At 72.1% G+C, this 17800-nt stretch carries 10 protein-coding genes and 1 tRNA gene; 6 read left to right on the top strand and 5 right to left on the bottom strand.

The genetic code is table 11. The features are described from left to right. Positions 1-117: 117 nt before the first annotated feature. On the bottom strand, positions 118-3654 hold the full coding sequence (gene mfd, locus ACFVT2_RS35365) for a transcription-repair coupling factor (protein ID WP_390024775.1): 3537 nt from the start codon (positions 3652-3654) through the stop codon (positions 118-120). Between the two features lie 256 nt (positions 3655-3910). Here mfd and ACFVT2_RS35360 point away from each other — a divergent pair, with 256 nt between their 5' ends. Next, entirely contained in the window at positions 3911-5734 is a 1824-nt protein-coding gene (locus ACFVT2_RS35360) for an MFS transporter (RefSeq protein WP_390024773.1), read from the top strand. 186 nt (positions 5735-5920) lie between these two features. Here the strand turns inward: ACFVT2_RS35360 and ACFVT2_RS35355 are convergent, their stop codons facing one another. The 3 genes from ACFVT2_RS35355 to ACFVT2_RS35345 all read right to left on the bottom strand — a co-directional run bounded on the left by ACFVT2_RS35355 (position 5921) and on the right by ACFVT2_RS35345 (position 12027). After that, positions 5921-7018: a cellulose-binding protein gene (locus tag ACFVT2_RS35355; RefSeq protein ID WP_390024772.1), complete on the bottom strand. Its 1098-nt coding sequence runs from the start codon at positions 7016-7018 to the stop codon at positions 5921-5923. Between the two features lie 708 nt (positions 7019-7726). After that, on the bottom strand, positions 7727-11014 hold the full coding sequence (locus ACFVT2_RS35350; RefSeq protein ID WP_390024770.1) for an SUKH-4 family immunity protein: 3288 nt from the start codon (positions 11012-11014) through the stop codon (positions 7727-7729). Between the two features lie 5 nt (positions 11015-11019). Beyond that, positions 11020-12027 carry an HNH endonuclease gene (locus ACFVT2_RS35345; protein ID WP_390024768.1) on the bottom strand — a complete coding sequence of 336 codons (1008 nt, stop codon included), beginning with the start codon at positions 12025-12027 and terminating at the stop codon, positions 11020-11022. A gap of 353 nt (positions 12028-12380) precedes the next feature. Between ACFVT2_RS35345 and ACFVT2_RS35340 the strand changes: the two genes are divergently transcribed. Continuing rightward, positions 12381-12914, top strand: a complete 534-nt coding sequence (locus ACFVT2_RS35340; RefSeq protein WP_390024765.1) for a YwqJ-related putative deaminase — start codon at positions 12381-12383, stop codon at positions 12912-12914. Positions 12915-12922: 8 nt separating this feature from the next. After that, positions 12923-13468, top strand: a complete 546-nt coding sequence (locus ACFVT2_RS35335) for an SUKH-3 domain-containing protein (protein WP_390024764.1) — start codon at positions 12923-12925, stop codon at positions 13466-13468. A 113-nt stretch (positions 13469-13581) separates the two neighbouring features. Here ACFVT2_RS35335 and ACFVT2_RS35330 read toward each other — a convergent pair whose 3' ends face one another. Further along, positions 13582-15015, bottom strand: a complete 1434-nt coding sequence (locus tag ACFVT2_RS35330) for a sensor histidine kinase (RefSeq protein ID WP_390024762.1) — start codon at positions 15013-15015, stop codon at positions 13582-13584. A 154-nt stretch (positions 15016-15169) separates the two neighbouring features. Between ACFVT2_RS35330 and ACFVT2_RS35325 the strand changes: the two genes are divergently transcribed. The 3 genes from ACFVT2_RS35325 (at position 15170) to glmU (ending at position 17738) form a co-directional block, all read left to right on the top strand. Then, on the top strand, positions 15170-16054 hold the full coding sequence (locus ACFVT2_RS35325; RefSeq protein ID WP_390024760.1) for a hypothetical protein: 885 nt from the start codon (positions 15170-15172) through the stop codon (positions 16052-16054). A gap of 7 nt (positions 16055-16061) precedes the next feature. After that, positions 16062-16132, top strand: a tRNA-Gln gene (locus ACFVT2_RS35320). 118 nt (positions 16133-16250) lie between these two features. Then, positions 16251-17738 carry a bifunctional UDP-N-acetylglucosamine diphosphorylase/glucosamine-1-phosphate N-acetyltransferase GlmU gene (gene glmU, locus ACFVT2_RS35315; protein WP_390024758.1) on the top strand — a complete coding sequence of 496 codons (1488 nt, stop codon included), beginning with the start codon at positions 16251-16253 and terminating at the stop codon, positions 17736-17738. The last annotated feature ends 62 nt before the right edge of the window (positions 17739-17800 follow it).

Below are 17800 nucleotides of genomic sequence, written 5' to 3'. Positions count from 1 at the left end.
GTAAAGCGCAGCAGTCCGAACACCCACCCCGGACCCCCCGAACCCGTCACCCACCACTCACCGGGGCCCCACCCCGACAACAACCTCCGCCGAAGGCGGAACAGGCGGAGCCGAAGGTCAGCCCAGAATCGTCGTCAGAAACTCCCCCACCCAGGCGAGCAACTCCCGCCCCACCACCGGCTTGCCGCCGATCCGGCCGGCCGTCGGGCGCGGTACCAGGATCTGCCGGGTGGCCGGCTTGAGGACCGTCCGCGGGTGCAGCCGCTTGAGGCGGAGCTCCTGCGACTCCCGCAACTCCACCGGGCCGAAGCGGATGTTGGAACCCTGGAGGGTGATGTCGGAGACGCCGCAGGCGCGGGCCAGCATCCGCAGACCGGCGACCAGGAGGAGGTTCTCCACCGGCTCGGGCAGCTTGCCGTAGCGGTCGGTGAGTTCCTCGCGGACCGCCGCGACGTCCTCCTCCGTGCTGGCCGAGGCGATCGCCCGGTACGCCTGGAGGCGCAGTCGCTCGCCCGGCGCGTAGTCGTGCGGAACGTGCGCGTCCACCGGGAGTTCGATCTTGACCTCCAGCGGGGGCTCCTCCGCGCCGCCCTCCAGGGACGCCCGGTAGTCGGCCACCGCCTCCCCGACCATCCGGACGTACAGGTCGAAGCCGACGCCCGCGATGTGGCCGGACTGCTCACCGCCGAGGAGGTTGCCCGCACCGCGGATCTCCAGGTCCTTCATGGCCACGTACATGCCGGCACCCATCTCGGTGTGCTGGGCGATCGTCGCGAGCCGCTCGTGCGCGGTCTCGGTCAGCGGCTTCTCCGGCGGGTAGAGGAAGTACGCGTAGCCGCGCTCGCGGCCCCGGCCCACCCGGCCGCGCAACTGGTGCAGCTGCGAGAGGCCGAAGTTGTCGCCGCGCTCGACGATCAGGGTGTTGGCGTTGGAGATGTCGATGCCGGACTCCACGATGGTGGTGGAGACCAGGACGTCGAACTTCTTCTCCCAGAAGTCCACCACGACCTGCTCCAGTTGCGACTCGCCCATCTGGCCGTGGGCGGTCTGGACGCGCGCCTCGGGCACGATCTCGCGGAGCCGGGCCGCGGCGCGGTCGATGGACTCGACGCGGTTGTGGATGTAGAAGACCTGGCCCTCGCGGAGGAGTTCACGGCGGATGGCGGCGCCGATCTGCTTCTGCTCGTAGGGGCCGACGAAGGTCAGGACCGGGTGCCGCTCCTCGGGCGGCGTGGTGATCGTCGACATCTCCCGGATGCCGGTGACCGCCATCTCCAGCGTGCGGGGGATCGGGGTCGCGGACATCGTCAGCACGTCCACGTTGGCGCGGAGCTTCTTCAGCTGCTCCTTGTGCTCGACGCCGAACCGCTGCTCCTCGTCGACGATCACCAGCCCCAGGTCCTTGAACTTGGTCTCGGCCGAGAACAGCCGGTGGGTGCCGATGACGATGTCCACCGCACCCTCCCGCAGCCCCTCCAGGACCGCCTTGGCCTCGGTGTCCGTCTGGAACCGGGACAGCGCCCGGACATTGACGGGGAACTGGCCGTAGCGCTCGGTGAACGTGCCGTAGTGCTGCTGGACGAGGAGGGTGGTGGGCACCAGCACCGCCACCTGCTTACCGTCCTGAACGGCCTTGAAGGCGGCCCGGACCGCGATCTCGGTCTTGCCGTAGCCGACGTCGCCGCAGATCAGCCGGTCCATCGGGACCGACTTCTCCATGTCCTCCTTGACCTCGGCGATCGTCGTCAGCTGGTCGGGCGTCTCCACGTACGGGAACGCGTCCTCCAGCTCGCGCTGCCAGGGCGTGTCCGGGCCGAAGGTGTGGCCGGGCGCCGCCATCCGGGCCGAGTACAGCTTGAGCAGGTCGGCGGCGATCTCCTTGACGGCCTTCTTGGCGCGCGCCTTGGTCTTCGTCCAGTCCGCGCCACCGAGCCGGTGCAGCGTCGGCGCCTCGCCGCCCACGTACTTGGTGACCTGCTCCAACTGGTCGGTGGGGATGTACAGCCGGTCCCCGGGCTGACCGCGCTTGGCCGGCGCGTACTCCACCAGCAGGTATTCCCGGGTGGCGCCCTGCACCGTGCGCTGCACCATCTCGATGTACCGGCCCACGCCGTGCTGCTCGTGGACGATGAAGTCACCGGCCTGGAGGGTGAGCGGATCGATCTGCTTACGGCGCCGGGCCGGCATCCGGGCCGCGTCCTTGCCCGCGGCCTTCTGCCCGGACAGGTCCGTCTCCGTCAGCACCGCGATCTTCAGGCCCGGGTCGACGAAGCCGTTGTCGATCGAACCGCAGGCCACATGCACCACCGATGGTGCGATCTCACCGAGGTCGGCCTCCAGGCGGGCGGCGATACCCTCCCCGCCGAGCACCTCGACCGTACGCGCCGCCGGGCCGTGCCCCTCGGTGACGAACACCGTGCGCCAGCCGTCCGCCAGCCACTGCTTGGTGTCGGCCAGCGCCCGCTGGGTGTCACCGCGGTACGTCTCCGGGGCGTGCATCCCCAGCTTCAGGGTGTCCCCGTCGGCGGCTTCCTCGTCCGCCGCGAACGGCGACACCGACCACCACATCATGCCCAGCTCACGGGCCCGGTCCCGGACGTCCGCGAGGCCCCACAGGGACGCCGCGCCCACGTCGATCGGCGCCGCGCCGCCCCCGGCACTGGCCGCCCAGGACGCCTGGAGGAACTCCTGGCTCGTCGTCACCAGGTCCGCCGCCCGGGTCCGCACCCGCTCCGGATCGCAGACCACCGCCATACTGCCCTTCGGCAGCACGTCCAGCAGCAACTCCATGTCGTCGACCAGCACCGGAGCCAGCGACTCCATACCCTCGACGGCGATCCCCTCGGCGATCTTCCCCAGCAGCTCGCCCAGCTCCGGATGCCGCTCGGCGAGGTCCGCGGCCCGCGCCCGCACCTCAGCGGTCAGCAGCAGCTCACGACAGGGCGGCGCCCACAGCCCGTGCTCGGCGACCTCCAGGGAACGCTGGTCGGCGACCTTGAAATACCGGATCTCCTCGACGTCGTCGCCCCAGAACTCCACCCTCAGCGGGTGCTCCTCCGTAGGCGGAAAGACGTCCAGAATGCCGCCGCGGACCGCGAACTCGCCGCGCTTCTCGACCAGTTCGACCCGCGCGTACGCGGCCGCCGCCAGACCGTCCACGATCTCTTCGAGATCGGCCGTCTGCCCCGTCCGCAGACTCACCGGCACCAGCTCGCCCAGCCCCTTGACCTGCGGCTGGAGCACCGAACGGATCGGCGCGACCACCACCGACACCGGGCCCGCCGTCGGGTCGTCCGCGGTCGGGTGCGCCAGCCGGCGGAGCACCGCCAGCCGCCGACCGACGGTGTCCGACCGCGGCGAGAGCCGCTCGTGCGGCAACGTCTCCCAGGACGGGAACTCCACGACGGAGCTCTCCTCGCCGGCCGGCATCAGCGACCGCAGCGCGGCGGCCAGGTCCTCGGCCTCCCGGCCCGTGGCCGTCACCGCCAGCACCGGGCGGCCGGTCCGCCGCGCCAGCGCCGCCACCACGAACGGGCGGCCGGCCGGCGGCCCGACCAGGTCGACATGCGGCCGGTGCCCGTCGGCCGCGGCCTTGACCGCTTCGGCGAGCGCCGGGTCCCGTACGACGGCGTCGAGCAGACCACTCAGGCTCATGAAAAGGTTTCCGTCCCAGCGAGGCGAACAACGCGACCGGTCCGCCACCCCCTCGACAGCGCCGACGAGCGCACCCGGACCAGGGCTGACCACCTTACGCCGGACCACCGACAACCGGCCGCCGCAGCGGCCGCCCGCCGCCGTCCCACGCTGCGAGAAACCCCATTCCGCCCCGCCACCGCGCATGCCAAGGTGTCACCGGAATCGTGCCGACTACACGTAACGCGTCGGCCACACCACACCAGGAGGGGGCCCGGTGAGCCGCACCACCCAGGACAGCCACAGCGCCGGCCGGAACGGCACCGAAAATCAGCCACCCGACAGCCCCACCACCGCCCGACGCGGCCCCGTCATCGCCGCCCTCATGCTCGGCATGGCGCTGGCCGCCCTCGACTCGACGATCATCGCCACCGCCGTCCCCCAGATCGTCGGCGACCTCGGCGGCTTCGCCGTCTTCTCCTGGCTCTTCTCCGGCTACCTCCTCGCCGTCACCGTCACCCTCCCCGTCTACGGCAAGCTCTCCGACACCTACGGCCGCAAGCCCATCCTGCTCGTCGGCATCGTCCTCTTCCTCATCGGCTCCCTGGCCTGCGCCGGCGCCTGGAACATGGGCTCCCTGATCGCCTTCCGCATCCTCCAGGGCCTGGGCGGCGGCGCCCTCCAAGGCACCGTCCAGACCATCGCCGCCGACCTCTACCCGATGAAGGAACGCCCCAAGATCCAGTCCAAGCTCTCCAGCGTCTGGGCCATCTCCTCGGTCGCCGGCCCCGCACTGGGCGGCCTGCTCACCACCTACGGCGACTGGCGCTGGATCTTCCTGATCAACCTCCCCGTCGGCGCCCTCGCCCTCTGGCTGATCGCCCGCCACTTCCACGACACCCGCCGCGACCGACCCACCACCACCGGACGCCGCACCCGCATCGACTGGCCCGGCGCACTCGCCATCTTCGCCACCGGCGGCCTGCTCCTCACCGCCCTCGTCCAGGGCGGCACCGCCTGGCCCTGGCTCTCCCTCCCGTCCCTCCTCCTGTTCACCGGCAGCGCCCTGGCCGCCGCGGCCACCGTCCTGATCGAACGCCGCGCCACCGAACCGATCATCCCCGGCTGGGTCTGGCGCCGCCGCACCATCTCTGCCGTCAACCTCGCCCTGGGCGCCCTGGGCCTGCTGATGGTCGCCCCGACCGTCTTCCTGCCCACCTACGCCCAGGCCGTCCTCGGCCTGGGCCCGACCGCCGCCGGCTTCGTCCTCTCCGTCATGACCCTGAGCTGGCCGATATCCGCCGCCCTCAGCAGCCGCGTCTACAACCGCATCGGCATCCGCAACTGCGCCCTCCTCGGCATCGGCGGCGCCGCCCTGGTCCTGCTCGCCTTCCCCCTGCTCCCTTACCCCGGTGCCGCCTGGCAGCCCGCCCTGCTCATGCTCGCCCTCGGCGCCGCGCTCGGCCTCTTCCAACTCCCGCTGATCATCGGCGTCCAGTCCTCCGTCGGCTACGCCGAACGCGGCACCGCCACCGCCTCCATCCTCTTCTGCCGCCAGGTCGGCCAGTCCCTCGGCGCAGCCCTCTTCGGCGCCATCGCCAACACCACCCTCAACGACCGCCTCACCCACGCCCCCACGGCCATCCGCACCGGCCTGCCGCACGACCTCGACGCCGTCTCGCACGCCCTCCAACACGCCGGCGCACTCACCGCCCGCGCCGCCGACTACCTGCGCCGCGCCGTCGACGCCACCGTCGAACACGTCTACCTGGGCGCCGCGGCCGCCGCCGCCCTCGCCTTCCTCACCGTCCTACTACTGGCCCCCCGCCGCTTCCCCGTCCACCCCGAAACCCACCCGGCCCCCACCACCCCGGCAACCACCCCAACCGACCACCCCGACACAACGGAAACGGCCGACGCGGCCGGGGCAACGGACGAGGCAAGGGCCGCGGTCACTGCGACGGGCACGGGTGGGGCGACGAAGGACGCGGCCGGGGCGACGGACGGGGACGCGATGAACGATCCGGTCGAGGCGAACGATGCGAACGGTGCGGTCAAGGCGAACGGTGACGGCAGCGCCGGCGCCCCGCCCGCCAGCTGACTGCGTCTGCATCCACGACCTCGACCGCAACCGCTACGACGACGGCAACGACGGTGACGACAACTGCGGCTGCGGCTGTCGCCCGCCCCCACTCGCCGATTGTTCACGCACCGACCTACGACTCACGCCAGCCAGGCAGGGACCCATATCGGCTGAGCGGGGGGCGGGGGGCTAATCGGCCGCGGCCTAACGCCGACCCTGGCCGCCCCGGTCCACCCGCGGCAACTCCGTCTCCAACGTCTGCTCACTGTCCGGGTCCGACCCCCGGTCCGCACCCGACCCCGACCCCGTCGCCGCACCAGCACCCGAAGCCGCACCGGAGCCAGAACCGGAACCGGAGCCGGAGCCGGAACCAGCCCCCGTGCCAGCCCCCGCCCCGGACCCGGACCCCGACCCGGAGAACTCCGCCGGATCCTTCCCCGTCAACGCCGCCAGGCTGTTGCGCACATGCGTCATGTGGACCCGGACCTCCTCGCGCGCCTCATCGTGCTCCCGCACGATCCGCTCGGTGGTCCGCTCGATCCGCTCCACCTCGACCCTGGCCTGCGCCAACAGCTCCGCCGCCTGCGCCTCGGCGTCCTCCATCCGGTGCCGCGCGGCCTCCTCGGTCTCCGCCGTCAGCCGCCGCCGCTCGGCCATCACCGCCTCCCCGTGGGCGTCCGACTCGGCGACCCGCTGGTCCATCTCGGTCTCCAGGCGCGCGAGTTCCCGCTCCAGGGCGTCCCACTCCTCGGCGTGCCGGGCCTCCTGGTCCTTCAGCAGCCGCTCGGTACGCCGCCGGGTCTCCGCCAGCTCCGCCGCAGCCTCCGCCCGCAACTGCTCGGCCTCCTGGACGGCCGCCGCGACCAGCTCCGCCGCCTCGTCAGCCGCCGCCTTCTCCGTACGCCGCGCGTCCTCCTCCATCTCCGTCCGCAGCCGCTGCGCCGCCTTGTCCGCCGCGTCCTGGACGTCCTGCGCGTAGTCGGCCGCATCGTCGTGCGCCTGCTCCGCGTCCGCCGCCGCCTCGGACCGCAGCCGCACCGCCTCGGACTCCGCCGTGGTCAGGATCAGCCGCGACTGCTCACCGAGGGACTCGTAGGTCTGCTCCGGCAGCTGCGCCACATAGGCGCGCAGTTCGGCGAGTTCGGCCTCCATCTCGTTGGCCAGAACGGTCAACCGGGCGGCACGCTCCCAACAGGAGTCGCGGTCGATCGAGAGCCCCTCGACGCGCCGGTCCACGTCCTCCGGGCGATAGCCGCGCCCTCGTACGGTCTCGAACCCGTGAGGCGAAACCGAAGTACTCATCCCTCAAGCCCCTCTCCGCTGCGCACAGCAGTCGCGCGGACCCGCAAGCTTCCGCACAGTCCCGCGCACATCTTTCTGGATCGGCCCGAAGCGGTTCCATCGCGACACTCCGCCCATTCCTTCCCACAAGGATGCGTCATTTGCCACCAGAAGCCGGAATTGGATCTTCGCCCGCGAGGGGGGTTTGCCATCTCCCACGTTGCCAAGGCGAGCGGACTCACCGCGGGAAGGACGGATTCACCCCAGGACGAGGCGGCTTCACCACCAGAGGAGGCGGCTTCACCACGAGAGGGAGCGGGTTCGTCACGAGGGAGGGAAGGTCCGCCGCGAGGGAGGGAAGGTCCGCCGCGAGGGAGGGAAGGTCCGCCACGGGGCGGGAGGTTCGCTACGGGGCGGGAGGTTCGCTACGCGAGGGGGCGGGTTCGTCGCCGGAAGGCAGCCCGCCGCCGGCACAAAAGGAATGGGCGGAGTGTCGCGGCAGACCCAGGGCGGCTCCAAGGGCAAGCCCAAGGCGGGGCCGCTACCGGGGCAACCAGGTCAGCCGCCGAGGCCAGTCGGCTTCACCGCCCGCCCGAGCCGCCCCCGCCGCCTCCTCCTCATTCCGGCAACGATTACGGAGCGTGAGATATTCCCTACTGCATTACGGAGTGTAATCGACGAGTCGGTGCGGCGGTAGACCCGAACCGCCGCACCCCCACCGCGGGACGCCTACAACAACCCGTCCCACATCTGTTCCAGCAGGACGGACCACCACGTCTCCGGCGAGCCCAGCGCCGGCGGGTCCAGCGCCACCAGCTGCGCCTGGAAGTCCACCGTCCAGCGGCCGGCCTGCTCAGGCGTCAGCCCGTACCGCAGGCGCCACATCCGCCCCAGCATCGCCAGGCACCGCACGAACTCCGGCAGCCCGCTGTTCACGAACTGCGGCGCGACGGACTGCCCGCCGGGCCCGGCCTCCAGCGGGACCGCCACGATGTTCGCGGTCCCGTACTGGACGCACAGCTGACGGCCGAAGTCGTTGCCCATCACCAGATACGAGCCCGCATCCGGTGCCGGTTGCACCATCCGTTCCGCCGCCAGCTCCGCCAACGTCGGCACCGGACGCCCCGGCTGCGCCTGCGCCCAGAAGAACGGCCCGAAGTCGACCGGCAACCCGGCCCACACCAGCGTCTGCGCAACGACATCCGGCACGCCCTGCCGAGAGACCGCCCGCTGTTCGAAACGGAAGATCCCCTGCGGCCCGAACGCCTGCTCCAACTCCTGCCCGATGGCCTGCGGCGGCACCGGAGGCACCGGCTGCACCTGTGACGGATGCGGCAACGGCGCCCGCACCGGGGCGGGCCGCGCCGGCCCGTCGGCGACCTGGTGCAGCTCACCCTGATGCTCGATCAGGTGCCGGACGCCCTGCTGCCGCGAGGCGTGGTCCTTGCCGTACGCGGCGGTGTGGCTGATCCGTACCTGCGGCCAGGTCTCCCGGATCATCCGCGCGCAGTAGCCACCGGGCAGATCGCAGCACTCCAGCTCGGTGTGCAGCTCCACCACTTGCTGCGGCGGGACGTTCATCCCGCGCAGCTCGTGCAGCAGTTGCCACTCCGGATGCGGCGTACCCGGCACCGAGCGGCGCACGATCTTCTGCTCGCTGCCGTCCGGCGCACGGTAGCTCAGGACGGCCATGTAGCCGGGGCCGACGGTCGGCTGGCCACTGGGCGCCTGCGGGTAGCCGTACGCACCGGGCGCACCCGGCCCTCCAGACACACCCGGCCCAGCGGGAACACCCTGTCCACCGGGAGCGCCCTGCCCTACAGGACCCGGCACACCAGGACCCGGCACACCGGGCGGACCCGGCGGCGGACCGGGCTGCGCCGGCGGGGCCATCGGCGGAGCCGGCGGCATGCCGGGACCGGCGGCCGGCGGCATGCCCGGCCCACCGGACAACGCGGCACCGTCCGCGAGCATCGTCGCCGCAGCGTGCACCCCACCCCCGGCACCGGGACCACCCTGCGGAACGGACGGCGGAACGGACGGCGGAGCAGGCGGCGGAGGCGGGCCGCCCTGGCCGCCGGGGCCGGGACCGGGAACGCCCGGGGCGCCGCCGGGCCTGCCCGACGCCCCCAGGGGCTTCGGCGCGCCCAACGGACCAGGAGGCGGCGGCGGAGGCATACCAGGACCACCGGAAGCACCCGGCCCCCCGGCAGGACCGGGTCCGCCAGGACCACCGGCGGCGCCACCCGGACCGGGCGCTGCGGCTTGCAGGGCCGCGCTGTCCGCGAGCATCGTCGCCGCGGCGTGCACCCCACCCCCGGGACCACCCGCGCCAGCACCAGGGCCAGCCGCACCGGAACCGTCGGCACCGGACGCACCGCCTACACCACCCGAACCACCGGTGACGCCGGCGCTGCCGGACCCCCCACCGGGGCCGTCCACGGCACTCAAGTCCAGTGCGGACGCGTCCAGTTGGGACACCAACTGGGTCGGTACGTAACCACCGGCCGGCGCACCGGCAGCGACCGGGCCCGGGGCCGGTGGCGGGGCCGGCGGACCGTCGGCGGGACGCGCGTCCGCCTTCTGGGTCTCGGCGGCCGCGGCCGCCTCCGGGTCCGGCCGTCCGCCGTCCCGGCCCGCACCGGGAATTCCGGGCGTGCCAGGAGGAGGCGGCGGGGCGCCGGCGTTGCCGGGCAGCGAGGAACCGTCCGCCAGCATCGTCGCCGCGGCGTGCACGCCCCCGCCGGGGCCACCCTCGGCCGGCGGGGCCGGCGGAGCCTGCGGCACCACACCGGGCGGCGGCGGTACGTCGGCGATCGGCGCCCCGGTCGGCGGCGGCAGGTCGCGCAGGGCGCCCGGTGCCGTGGACGGCATGGACGGCGCGGGCGGAGCCGGCGGCATACCGGGCGGCATGGGCGACATCGGCGGCGGGGGCGGCATCGGGGGCAGCCCACCGGGACCGGCGGCGCCCGACTGGCCCTGGCCGGGCACGTCGGGCGACGGCGGGGGCAGCGCGGGCGAGATCTTCGTACGCGGCAACTGGCTTCCGCGGTGCAGCAGCTCGGTCTTGGCGTCGGGCCGCACCCGCGGCGTCGACGGGGTGTCCTCGTCGTCGGAACCCGCGAGCGGCGGTGCGAACACCGTCTGCGGCGGAGCCACCGAACGGTCCTCGCCGTTCCCGCCCGCGGTGGTGTCCGCGGCGGCCCACGGCGTGTCGTCAGCCGCAACCGGGACGGAGGAAGACGAAGAAGAGAAAGAAGGGGAAGGGGCAGAGGAAGCGGGAGACGAGGACGGGAACACGGAAGGATCCGGGTTCGGATCCGGGTCCAGGTCCGGGTTCACGCTGACGTCGGCCCAGGCATCCGCGGGCCCGGCCCCCGCACCAGCCACAGCCGACTGCTCACCGGACGCGCCCCCAGCGCCCCCGGCCGCCGCCACCCCCGCGGCCGAACCATAACCAGCCCCGGAAGCAGAGCCAGAGTCAGAACCGGAACCGGAACCGGAACCAGCGGAGTCAGCCCCAGAACCAGCAGCAACAACAGCAGCAGCGCCCCCAGACTCAACCCCGGCCCCGGCCCCAGTCCCAGCCCCAGCCCCAGAAGCGCCACCGCCCCCGCCATCCGCGCCCTTCCGGCCGCCGAGTCCCATCGCGTCCGCCGCCTCCTGCAACCACTCCGGCGGCGTCAGCAGGAACGACGTGGCTTCCAGGTCGATCCGCTGCGGCGGCTCCGCCGCCTCGTACCCGGCCTCCGCCGCCGCGCCGTACTCCTCCTCGTAACGGCGGATCACCTCGCCCACCGGCAGCCCCGGCCACAGCGTCGTCTCCCCGCTGTCCCGGGCGATCACCAGCCGGCTGCGGCCGCCCTCGCCGACCCGACCGTCACCCTCGCGGTCCTCGGCCCACGCCACGAAGCCGAGCGCGAACTCCCGTACCCGCACCTCGCGGTGGAACGTGGGCGACACCTCGCCGTTGACCCACCGCTCGGCGCGCTCCTGCGCCTGTGCGAACGTCACCACTGTGCTCAGCCCCCCACCGGCACGGCGTACGCGAAGCCGCCGTCCACCATCAGGTTCGCCACTGTCTCCAGCTCCGGCGGATTGCCCGCCAGCCGCAGGAGGAAGTCATCGAAGTCCACACCACACGGCAGCATCAGCCGCTCCACCCGCTCCTGCACCGACCATCCGTCCTGATCCCGGGCGTCGTCGTAGGGACAGAACCACACCGAGCCCAACGCCTCACCGCGCACCTTCACCGCGACCACCCCGCCCTGTGCGAACGCCACACCCAGGTAGTCCTTGGTGAAGTGATCCCGCAGGCACTTGTTCACGTAGACGAGATCGTTGACCGCGGCGTCGTCGCGCACCGCGAAGAACGGCTGGTCGACCAGGAGGCCCAGCTCCGCGTCGAGCGCCGCCCCCACCGGCGCGCAGCCGCCCGCCGCCTTCAGAAACGACCGGTACGCCCCCGGCAGCCGGTAGCCCAGCGCCTCCTCGGCCTGTGCCACCTGCTCCTCGGCCACCGCCAGTTCCCGCCGTGGCAGTCCGAAATGCACCGGCCGCGTCTCCTGCAAGGGCCGCGTCCCCCGCTTGTCGTGCGCCACCGCCGTCGTCGCCAGCCCCGCGTGGTGCCGCAGCAACGCCTTCACCTCGACCGGGACCAGCTCCATCCGCCGCGTCCCCGCCACGTGGTGCCAGGTCCAGCCGTGCGGTGTCGCCACCGCGGGCACGTCTATCCACAGCTCGTGACCCTGCGCGTGCAGCGCCGCATTCGCCGACACGAAGTCCGTCAACCGCAGCTCGTCGACGCCGAAGCCCTCCGGCGGCTCGGCGATCTCCGCCGCCGCCCGGGCGTACGGCGAGAAGTCCGGGAAACCGTTCCCGTCCATCCGCACCCCCGCCGGGTACCGCGCGGCACGCACCGGATCCGGGAAATGTACGACCTGCCCGGCATAGGCCGAGTTCGGTGGCACGGGACGTCCTCCGGCCTGGAGGCCGGGATGCGCCCCCAGCCCTTGCCGACCTGTCGTCATGGCGGTTGCCCCCTGGCTGAAGCTGGCTTTGGGGCACAGCCTATGCGGTGCCGCAACACCCCCACCCGTCGCCCGACCACCACCCCGCAACGGCGCCGCCGCGCGGCGGCACCGCCCGTTTCGGCCCCCGCCCGCGGCGCACGTCAGCCCCGCGACACACCCGCGTCACCCCCCGCCCCACGCCCCCCGGCGCCACCCGATCGCACCCCGCCGACCAGGCCCGTTACCAGACAACCGACAGACCGTCACACCTCAGTGACATCCCCGACAGCGCGCCCGACTACCGCAACACCCAGCACATTTGGCAATCTGACCTCCGCAACCGGGGGGATTGCAGGGAGGGAAGCACCAGCATGAGCGCCACCGCACACCACACGACCACCACCGGCGACCCCCGCGCCACCGGTGACCCCCGCATCGGCTGGAGCGGCACCGCGGACACCGACCGCGCCCCCGCCCTCCGCCACCGCCGCGACGGCATCCTCCCCACCATCGGCGCCGCCCTGTCCGTACGCGGACAAACCCTCACCTGTACGGCGAGCAAAGCCGAACAGCCCCCCACCCTGCACCCCCTCGTGCAGGACTTCCTCGACACGCTCACCACCGCACAACGCGACCGCTTCACCGGCCGCTGCCCCGAAGCGGTCCTCCTCTCCCGCCACCTCCTCGCCGTCGAGGCCAACCGCGGCAAGCGCGCCTCCCGCAAACCCCTCACCAACGGTGAAGCCCGCCGCTCCCTGAAACACTCCAAGATCACCGCACGTCACATCCGCGAGGACGGCGACCCCCAGCACGGCAGCTACGCACCCCCCTGCCGCTCCTGCGACGCACTCCTCGCCCACTTCGGCGTCATGCCCATCGGGGCCACGACGCCCCAAGGGAGCTGACCGCCACCATGCCGCCCACCCCCACCCACGACGACCCGGGATCCACCCGCTTCCCCGCCGCCGTCGACATCGCCCTGCAGAACGCCGGCTGGCAACCCGGCCGCTGGGACATACAGCAGGCCGAACACTGGGCCGACGCCCTGGGCACCCACACCTCGCCCGCCGGCCACCGCCACACGATCTTCCCGGCCGCCGTCGAAGCCTGGGCCGAATTCGGCGGCCTGTCCATCGCCGGCCCCGGCCCCGGCCGCCACATCGCCCCCACCCCCTTCGTCATCGACCCCCTCCTCGGCCTCCACCTCGCCCGCACCCTCGGCGACCTCGGCCGTGCCCTCGACACCCACGTCGCCCCCCTCGGCCAGGAACAACTCCCCGACACCAAGGCGACCCGCGGCATCACCTACCCCCAGGCCACCCTCGCCATCGACACCGAAGGCCGCGTCTACAGCCTCGACCACACCGGCGACTGGTACCTCGGCCCCGACCTCGACCAAGCCCTGAGCACCCTCATCCTGGGCACCCGCCCCAGCCGCCTCACCGTCTCCGGCGACTGACGCGACACCCGACGCGACCAGCGACGCGACGCACGGGGAAACGCCCCCGCAGCGGACCGCAAACGGGCACCCACCAGCCCCGAAGCGCCGTCGACGCCCCCGGGGCACCGGCCTCAGGCCGCCGCCCCCACCGGCACCACCGCCGACACCCGGAAACCCCCCGCCTCCGTCGGCCCGGACACGAACACCCCGCCCAGCGCCGTCACCCGCTCCCGCATCCCCACCAGACCGTTCCCCCCGCTCGGCAACCCGGCATCCGCCGCATCCCGTTCCGACGGACCGTTCTCCACCTGCACCGCCACCTCACCGGCCCGATGCGCCAACCGCACCCGCGCCCGCGCCCCCGGCGCATGCTTGTGCACGTTCGTCAGCGCCTCCTGCACCACCCGGTACACGGTCTGCTCCACCCGCGCCGCATACCGAGGCCCACCGACCACGCCCACCGCGACCGGCTCCCCGTCGCCGCCGTGCACCGAGAACTCCACCGCCATCCCGGCCACCCGGGACTGCTCCACCAACTCCCCCAGCTCCCCCAACCACGGCCCGTCCCCCTCCAGGTCCGCGCCACCAGCCGACCCCCCGGCCGCGCCCGCAACGGCACCCGCCGGCGCCTCCGCAACACCCTCCGCCGCCTGCCGCGACACCCGCGACGCCACCGCCGCCAGCCGCTCCGGCTCATCCGAACCCGCCGGCCCGCGCACCGCCGCACCGTCCGCCGTCCGCAGCACCCCCAACATCTCCCGCAGCTCCGTCAGCGCCTGCCGCCCCATGTCCCCGACCAAGCCGGCGTTCCGCGACGCCTTCTCCGGGTCCTTCAGCGCCACCGCCTGCAACGCCGCCGCATGCACCACCATCAAGCTCACCCGATGCGCGACCACGTCGTGCATCTCCCGCGCGATCCGCGTCCGCTCCTCGTTACGGGCCCACTCCGCCCGCTCCTCGGCCCGATCCGCCAGCAGCGACAGCTCCCGCTCCAGACCGTCCGCCCGCTCCCGCAGGCTCTCCACCAGCCGCCGCCGCGCCCCGACGTACAACCCCCACAACACCGGCGGAGCCGTCAGCACCAGCCCCACCGCCAGCGCCATCACCGTCACGAACCACACCGGCGGATGGAACTCCGGCTGCACCGCCACGTCCTGCCGCATGCTGAAGAACGTCGTCACCACGGTGCCGACCACCGTCATCCCGGCCAGCAGCCCTATGATCCGCCGCGGCACGTCCGACGCCGCGAGCGTGTACAGCCCCACCACGCTCAGCAGCCCGCCCATCTCCGCGGGCATCACGGCGATCGACGTCAGCACCACCACCACCGGCCACCGCCGACGCACCAACAGCACCGGCCCGGCCACCAGACCCAGCAGCACCCCCGCCACCACCGGCATCCCCGACGAGTGCGCGAACGGCACCCCCTCGACCATGCACTCCGCCATGGACACCACGGCGAGCAGCACGTCCAGTACGACGCTCCGCCGCCGCGCCCACCACCAGGGACCGCCCCCCGGCCTCCCTCGCGCGGCCACGCTCTCACTTGCCCCCGTTGCGGTCATACCGACCAGCGTACGGGCGCCGGCCGCCCTTCCTCGGGCCCGCTCCCAGCACACATCCGTCCCGTTACCAACCCCTACGTTCAGTTATCGCTCGAACTGTTGAATCGCTCGTGCTTTCGCCCTTCCGTGCACCTGCCCCAGCGAGCCTGTTCCCGTGACGCACACCCATCCGCACCACCCCCACCCCGACTACGAAGCCTTACGCCCCCAAGCCGTCGCCCTCCGCCGCGCCGGCCTCAGCCGACGCCAGATCCGCGACCGGCTACACGTCCACAACAACGACCTCCTCAACCGCCTCCTGGAGGGCGAGCCGGTCCCGGAGTGGACCAAGCGCCCCAACGCCAAGGACGACCTGCGGGCGAAGGCTCGGGAGCTGCGCAAGCAGGGCCTGACCTACGACCGGATCCAGCTGGAACTGGGCTGCTCGAAGAGCTCGATCTCCCTGTGGGTGCGGGACCTGCCGAAGCCGGAACGGCGGGACCCGTCGGAGCAGGCCCGGATCGCAGGCCGCAAACGCTGGGACCACGAGTTGGCCGTGCGGGACGAGGAGCGGCGACGGACGAAGGCCAAGGCGACGAAGGAGGTCGGCGAACTTTCGGACCGGGACCTGTTCATCACCGGCGTGGCTCTTTATTGGGCCGAGGGCGAGAAGGACAAGCCCTACGCCAGGCGCGAGAGTGTGAGCTTCGTCAACAGCGACCCGAATGTCATCCGGCTTCATCTGGCCTGGCTTCGACTCCTTGGGGTGGAGCCGGAGCGCTTGAGCTACCGGGTGATGATCCATGCGACGGCCGACGTAGCAGCAGCGGAGCGCTACTGGGCCGACCTCGTCGGTGTCGATGTCACCACTTTCCATAAGACCACGATCAAGAAACACAGCCCCAAGACCAACCGCAAGAACGTCGGCGAGGGCTACAACGGCTGCCTCGTCATCCGTGTTCTGCAAGGAGCTGAGCTATACCGTCGCATCGAGGGCTGGTGGTACGGCATAGTGTTGGGTGCCAAGCAGCCGATCGGGCCAGAGGATTGGGCTACTTGACGAGCCCTCCCCCATGGTGTAAGGGCAGCACAACGTCTTTTGGTGTCGTCGGTCGAGGTTCGAATCCTCGTGGGGGAGCAAGCAAAGTCGGGTCCTGATCAGTCGGTCAGGACCCGCCCTCGTTTCCTCCGCAAAACGCCCCGGTATCCTTCGGATGACCACCACCCGAAGTAGCCAAGAAGCCGAAGGGCATCCCGTGAGCGCCAACCGCCCGGCCGCCGTCGTCGTTCTCGCAGCGGGTGAGGGCACCCGCATGAAGTCGACGACCCCCAAGGTCCTGCACGCGATCTGCGGCCGATCCCTCGTCGGACACGTCGTCGCCGCTTCCCGCGAGCTGGACCCCGAACACCTCGTCGTGGTCGTCGGCCACGCCCGCGAGCAGGTGCAGGAGCACCTCGCCGCGATCGATCCCGCCACCCGCACCGCCGTGCAGCACGAGCAGAACGGCACCGGCCATGCCGTCCGCACGGCGTTGGAGGAGCTGAGCGGCGACGGCATCACACTGGACGGCACGGTCGTCGTGGTGTGCGGTGACACCCCCCTGCTGACCGGTGAGACGCTGCGACAGCTCAGCGAGACGCACGCCGCGGACGGCAATGCCGTGACCGTGCTGTCGGCCGAGGTGCCGGACGCGACGGGCTACGGGCGGATCGTGCGGGACGGGGCGTCCGGCACGGTGACCGAGATCGTCGAGCACAAGGACGCGAGCGAGGCGCAGCGGGCCATCCGGGAGATCAATTCCGGGGTGTTCGCGTTCGATGCGCGGTTGCTGGTCGATGCGCTGGGCAAGGTGCGTACGGACAACAGCCAGGGTGAGGAGTACCTCACGGACGTGCTGGGGATCCTGCGGTCGGCGGGGCACCGGGTGGGTGCCGCGGTGGCGGCGGACCACCGGGAGATCCTGGGGATCAACAACCGGGTGCAGCTGTCGGAGGCCCGACGGCTGCTGAACGCGCGGCTGTTGGAGCGGGCGATGTTGGCCGGCGTGACGGTGGTCGATCCGGCGTCGACGTGGGTGGATGTGTCGGTGACGTTCGAGCAGGACGCGACGGTGCACCCGGGGACGCAGTTGCTGGGGTCGACGCATCTGGGGTCGGGGTCCGAGGTGGGGCCGCAGTCGCGGCTGACGGACACCGTCGTGGGTGCGGGGGCGTCGGTGTCGTTCACCGTGGCCGATGGTGCGGAGGTCGGGCCGGAGGCTTCGGTCGGTCCGTATGCGTATTTGCGTCCGGGGGCGGTTCTGGGTCTGAAGTCGAAGGCCGGAACGTTTGTCGAGATGAAGAATTCGCAGATCGGTGAGGGTACGAAGGTGCCGCATCTGTCGTATGTGGGAGATGCGACGATCGGCGAGTACACCAATATCGGTGCGGCGAGTGTTTTTGTGAACTACGACGGTGAGGCGAAGCACCACACGACGGTCGGGTCGCATTGCAAGACGGGCTCGGACAACATGTTTGTGGCGCCTGTCACGATCGGGGACGGCGCGTACACCGCGGCCGGTTCGGTCATTACCAAGGATGTGCCCCCGGGTTCGCTGGCGGTCGCGCGTGGCCAGCAGCGGAACATCGAGGGTTGGGTCGCGCGTAAGCGGCCCGGGAGCGCCGCCGCGCAGGCCGCTTCGTCCGTTCATCAGGATGTGGAGTCGGGTCAGGGGTCCGGCCGGAAGTCCGAGGGTGAGCGGTGACTGTGCCAACGGGTACGCCGTGCGGGGCGTACGGTGATGAGCGCATGCAAACTGTGATGCAA

Origin of the sequence: Streptomyces sp. NPDC058000, from assembly GCF_042886435.1 — a bacterium.
GTDB lineage: Bacteria > Actinomycetota > Actinomycetes > Streptomycetales > Streptomycetaceae > Streptomyces.
The sequence above is the reverse complement of the archived record's forward strand: the minus strand, read 5'-3'. Positions and strand labels throughout refer to the sequence as shown.

Coding starts and splice junctions, on each gene's coding strand:
- ACFVT2_RS35340 (WP_390024765.1), top strand. CDS start 12,381: ATGAGCGCCACCGCACACCACACGACCACCACCGGCGACCCCCGCGCC.
- ACFVT2_RS35355 (WP_390024772.1), bottom strand. CDS start 7,018: ATGAGTACTTCGGTTTCGCCTCACGGGTTCGAGACCGTACGAGGGCGC.
- ACFVT2_RS35335 (WP_390024764.1), top strand. CDS start 12,923: ATGCCGCCCACCCCCACCCACGACGACCCGGGATCCACCCGCTTCCCC.
- ACFVT2_RS35330 (WP_390024762.1), bottom strand. CDS start 15,015: ATGACCGCAACGGGGGCAAGTGAGAGCGTGGCCGCGCGAGGGAGGCCG.
- ACFVT2_RS35345 (WP_390024768.1), bottom strand. CDS start 12,027: ATGACGACAGGTCGGCAAGGGCTGGGGGCGCATCCCGGCCTCCAGGCC.
- mfd (WP_390024775.1), bottom strand. CDS start 3,654: ATGAGCCTGAGTGGTCTGCTCGACGCCGTCGTACGGGACCCGGCGCTC.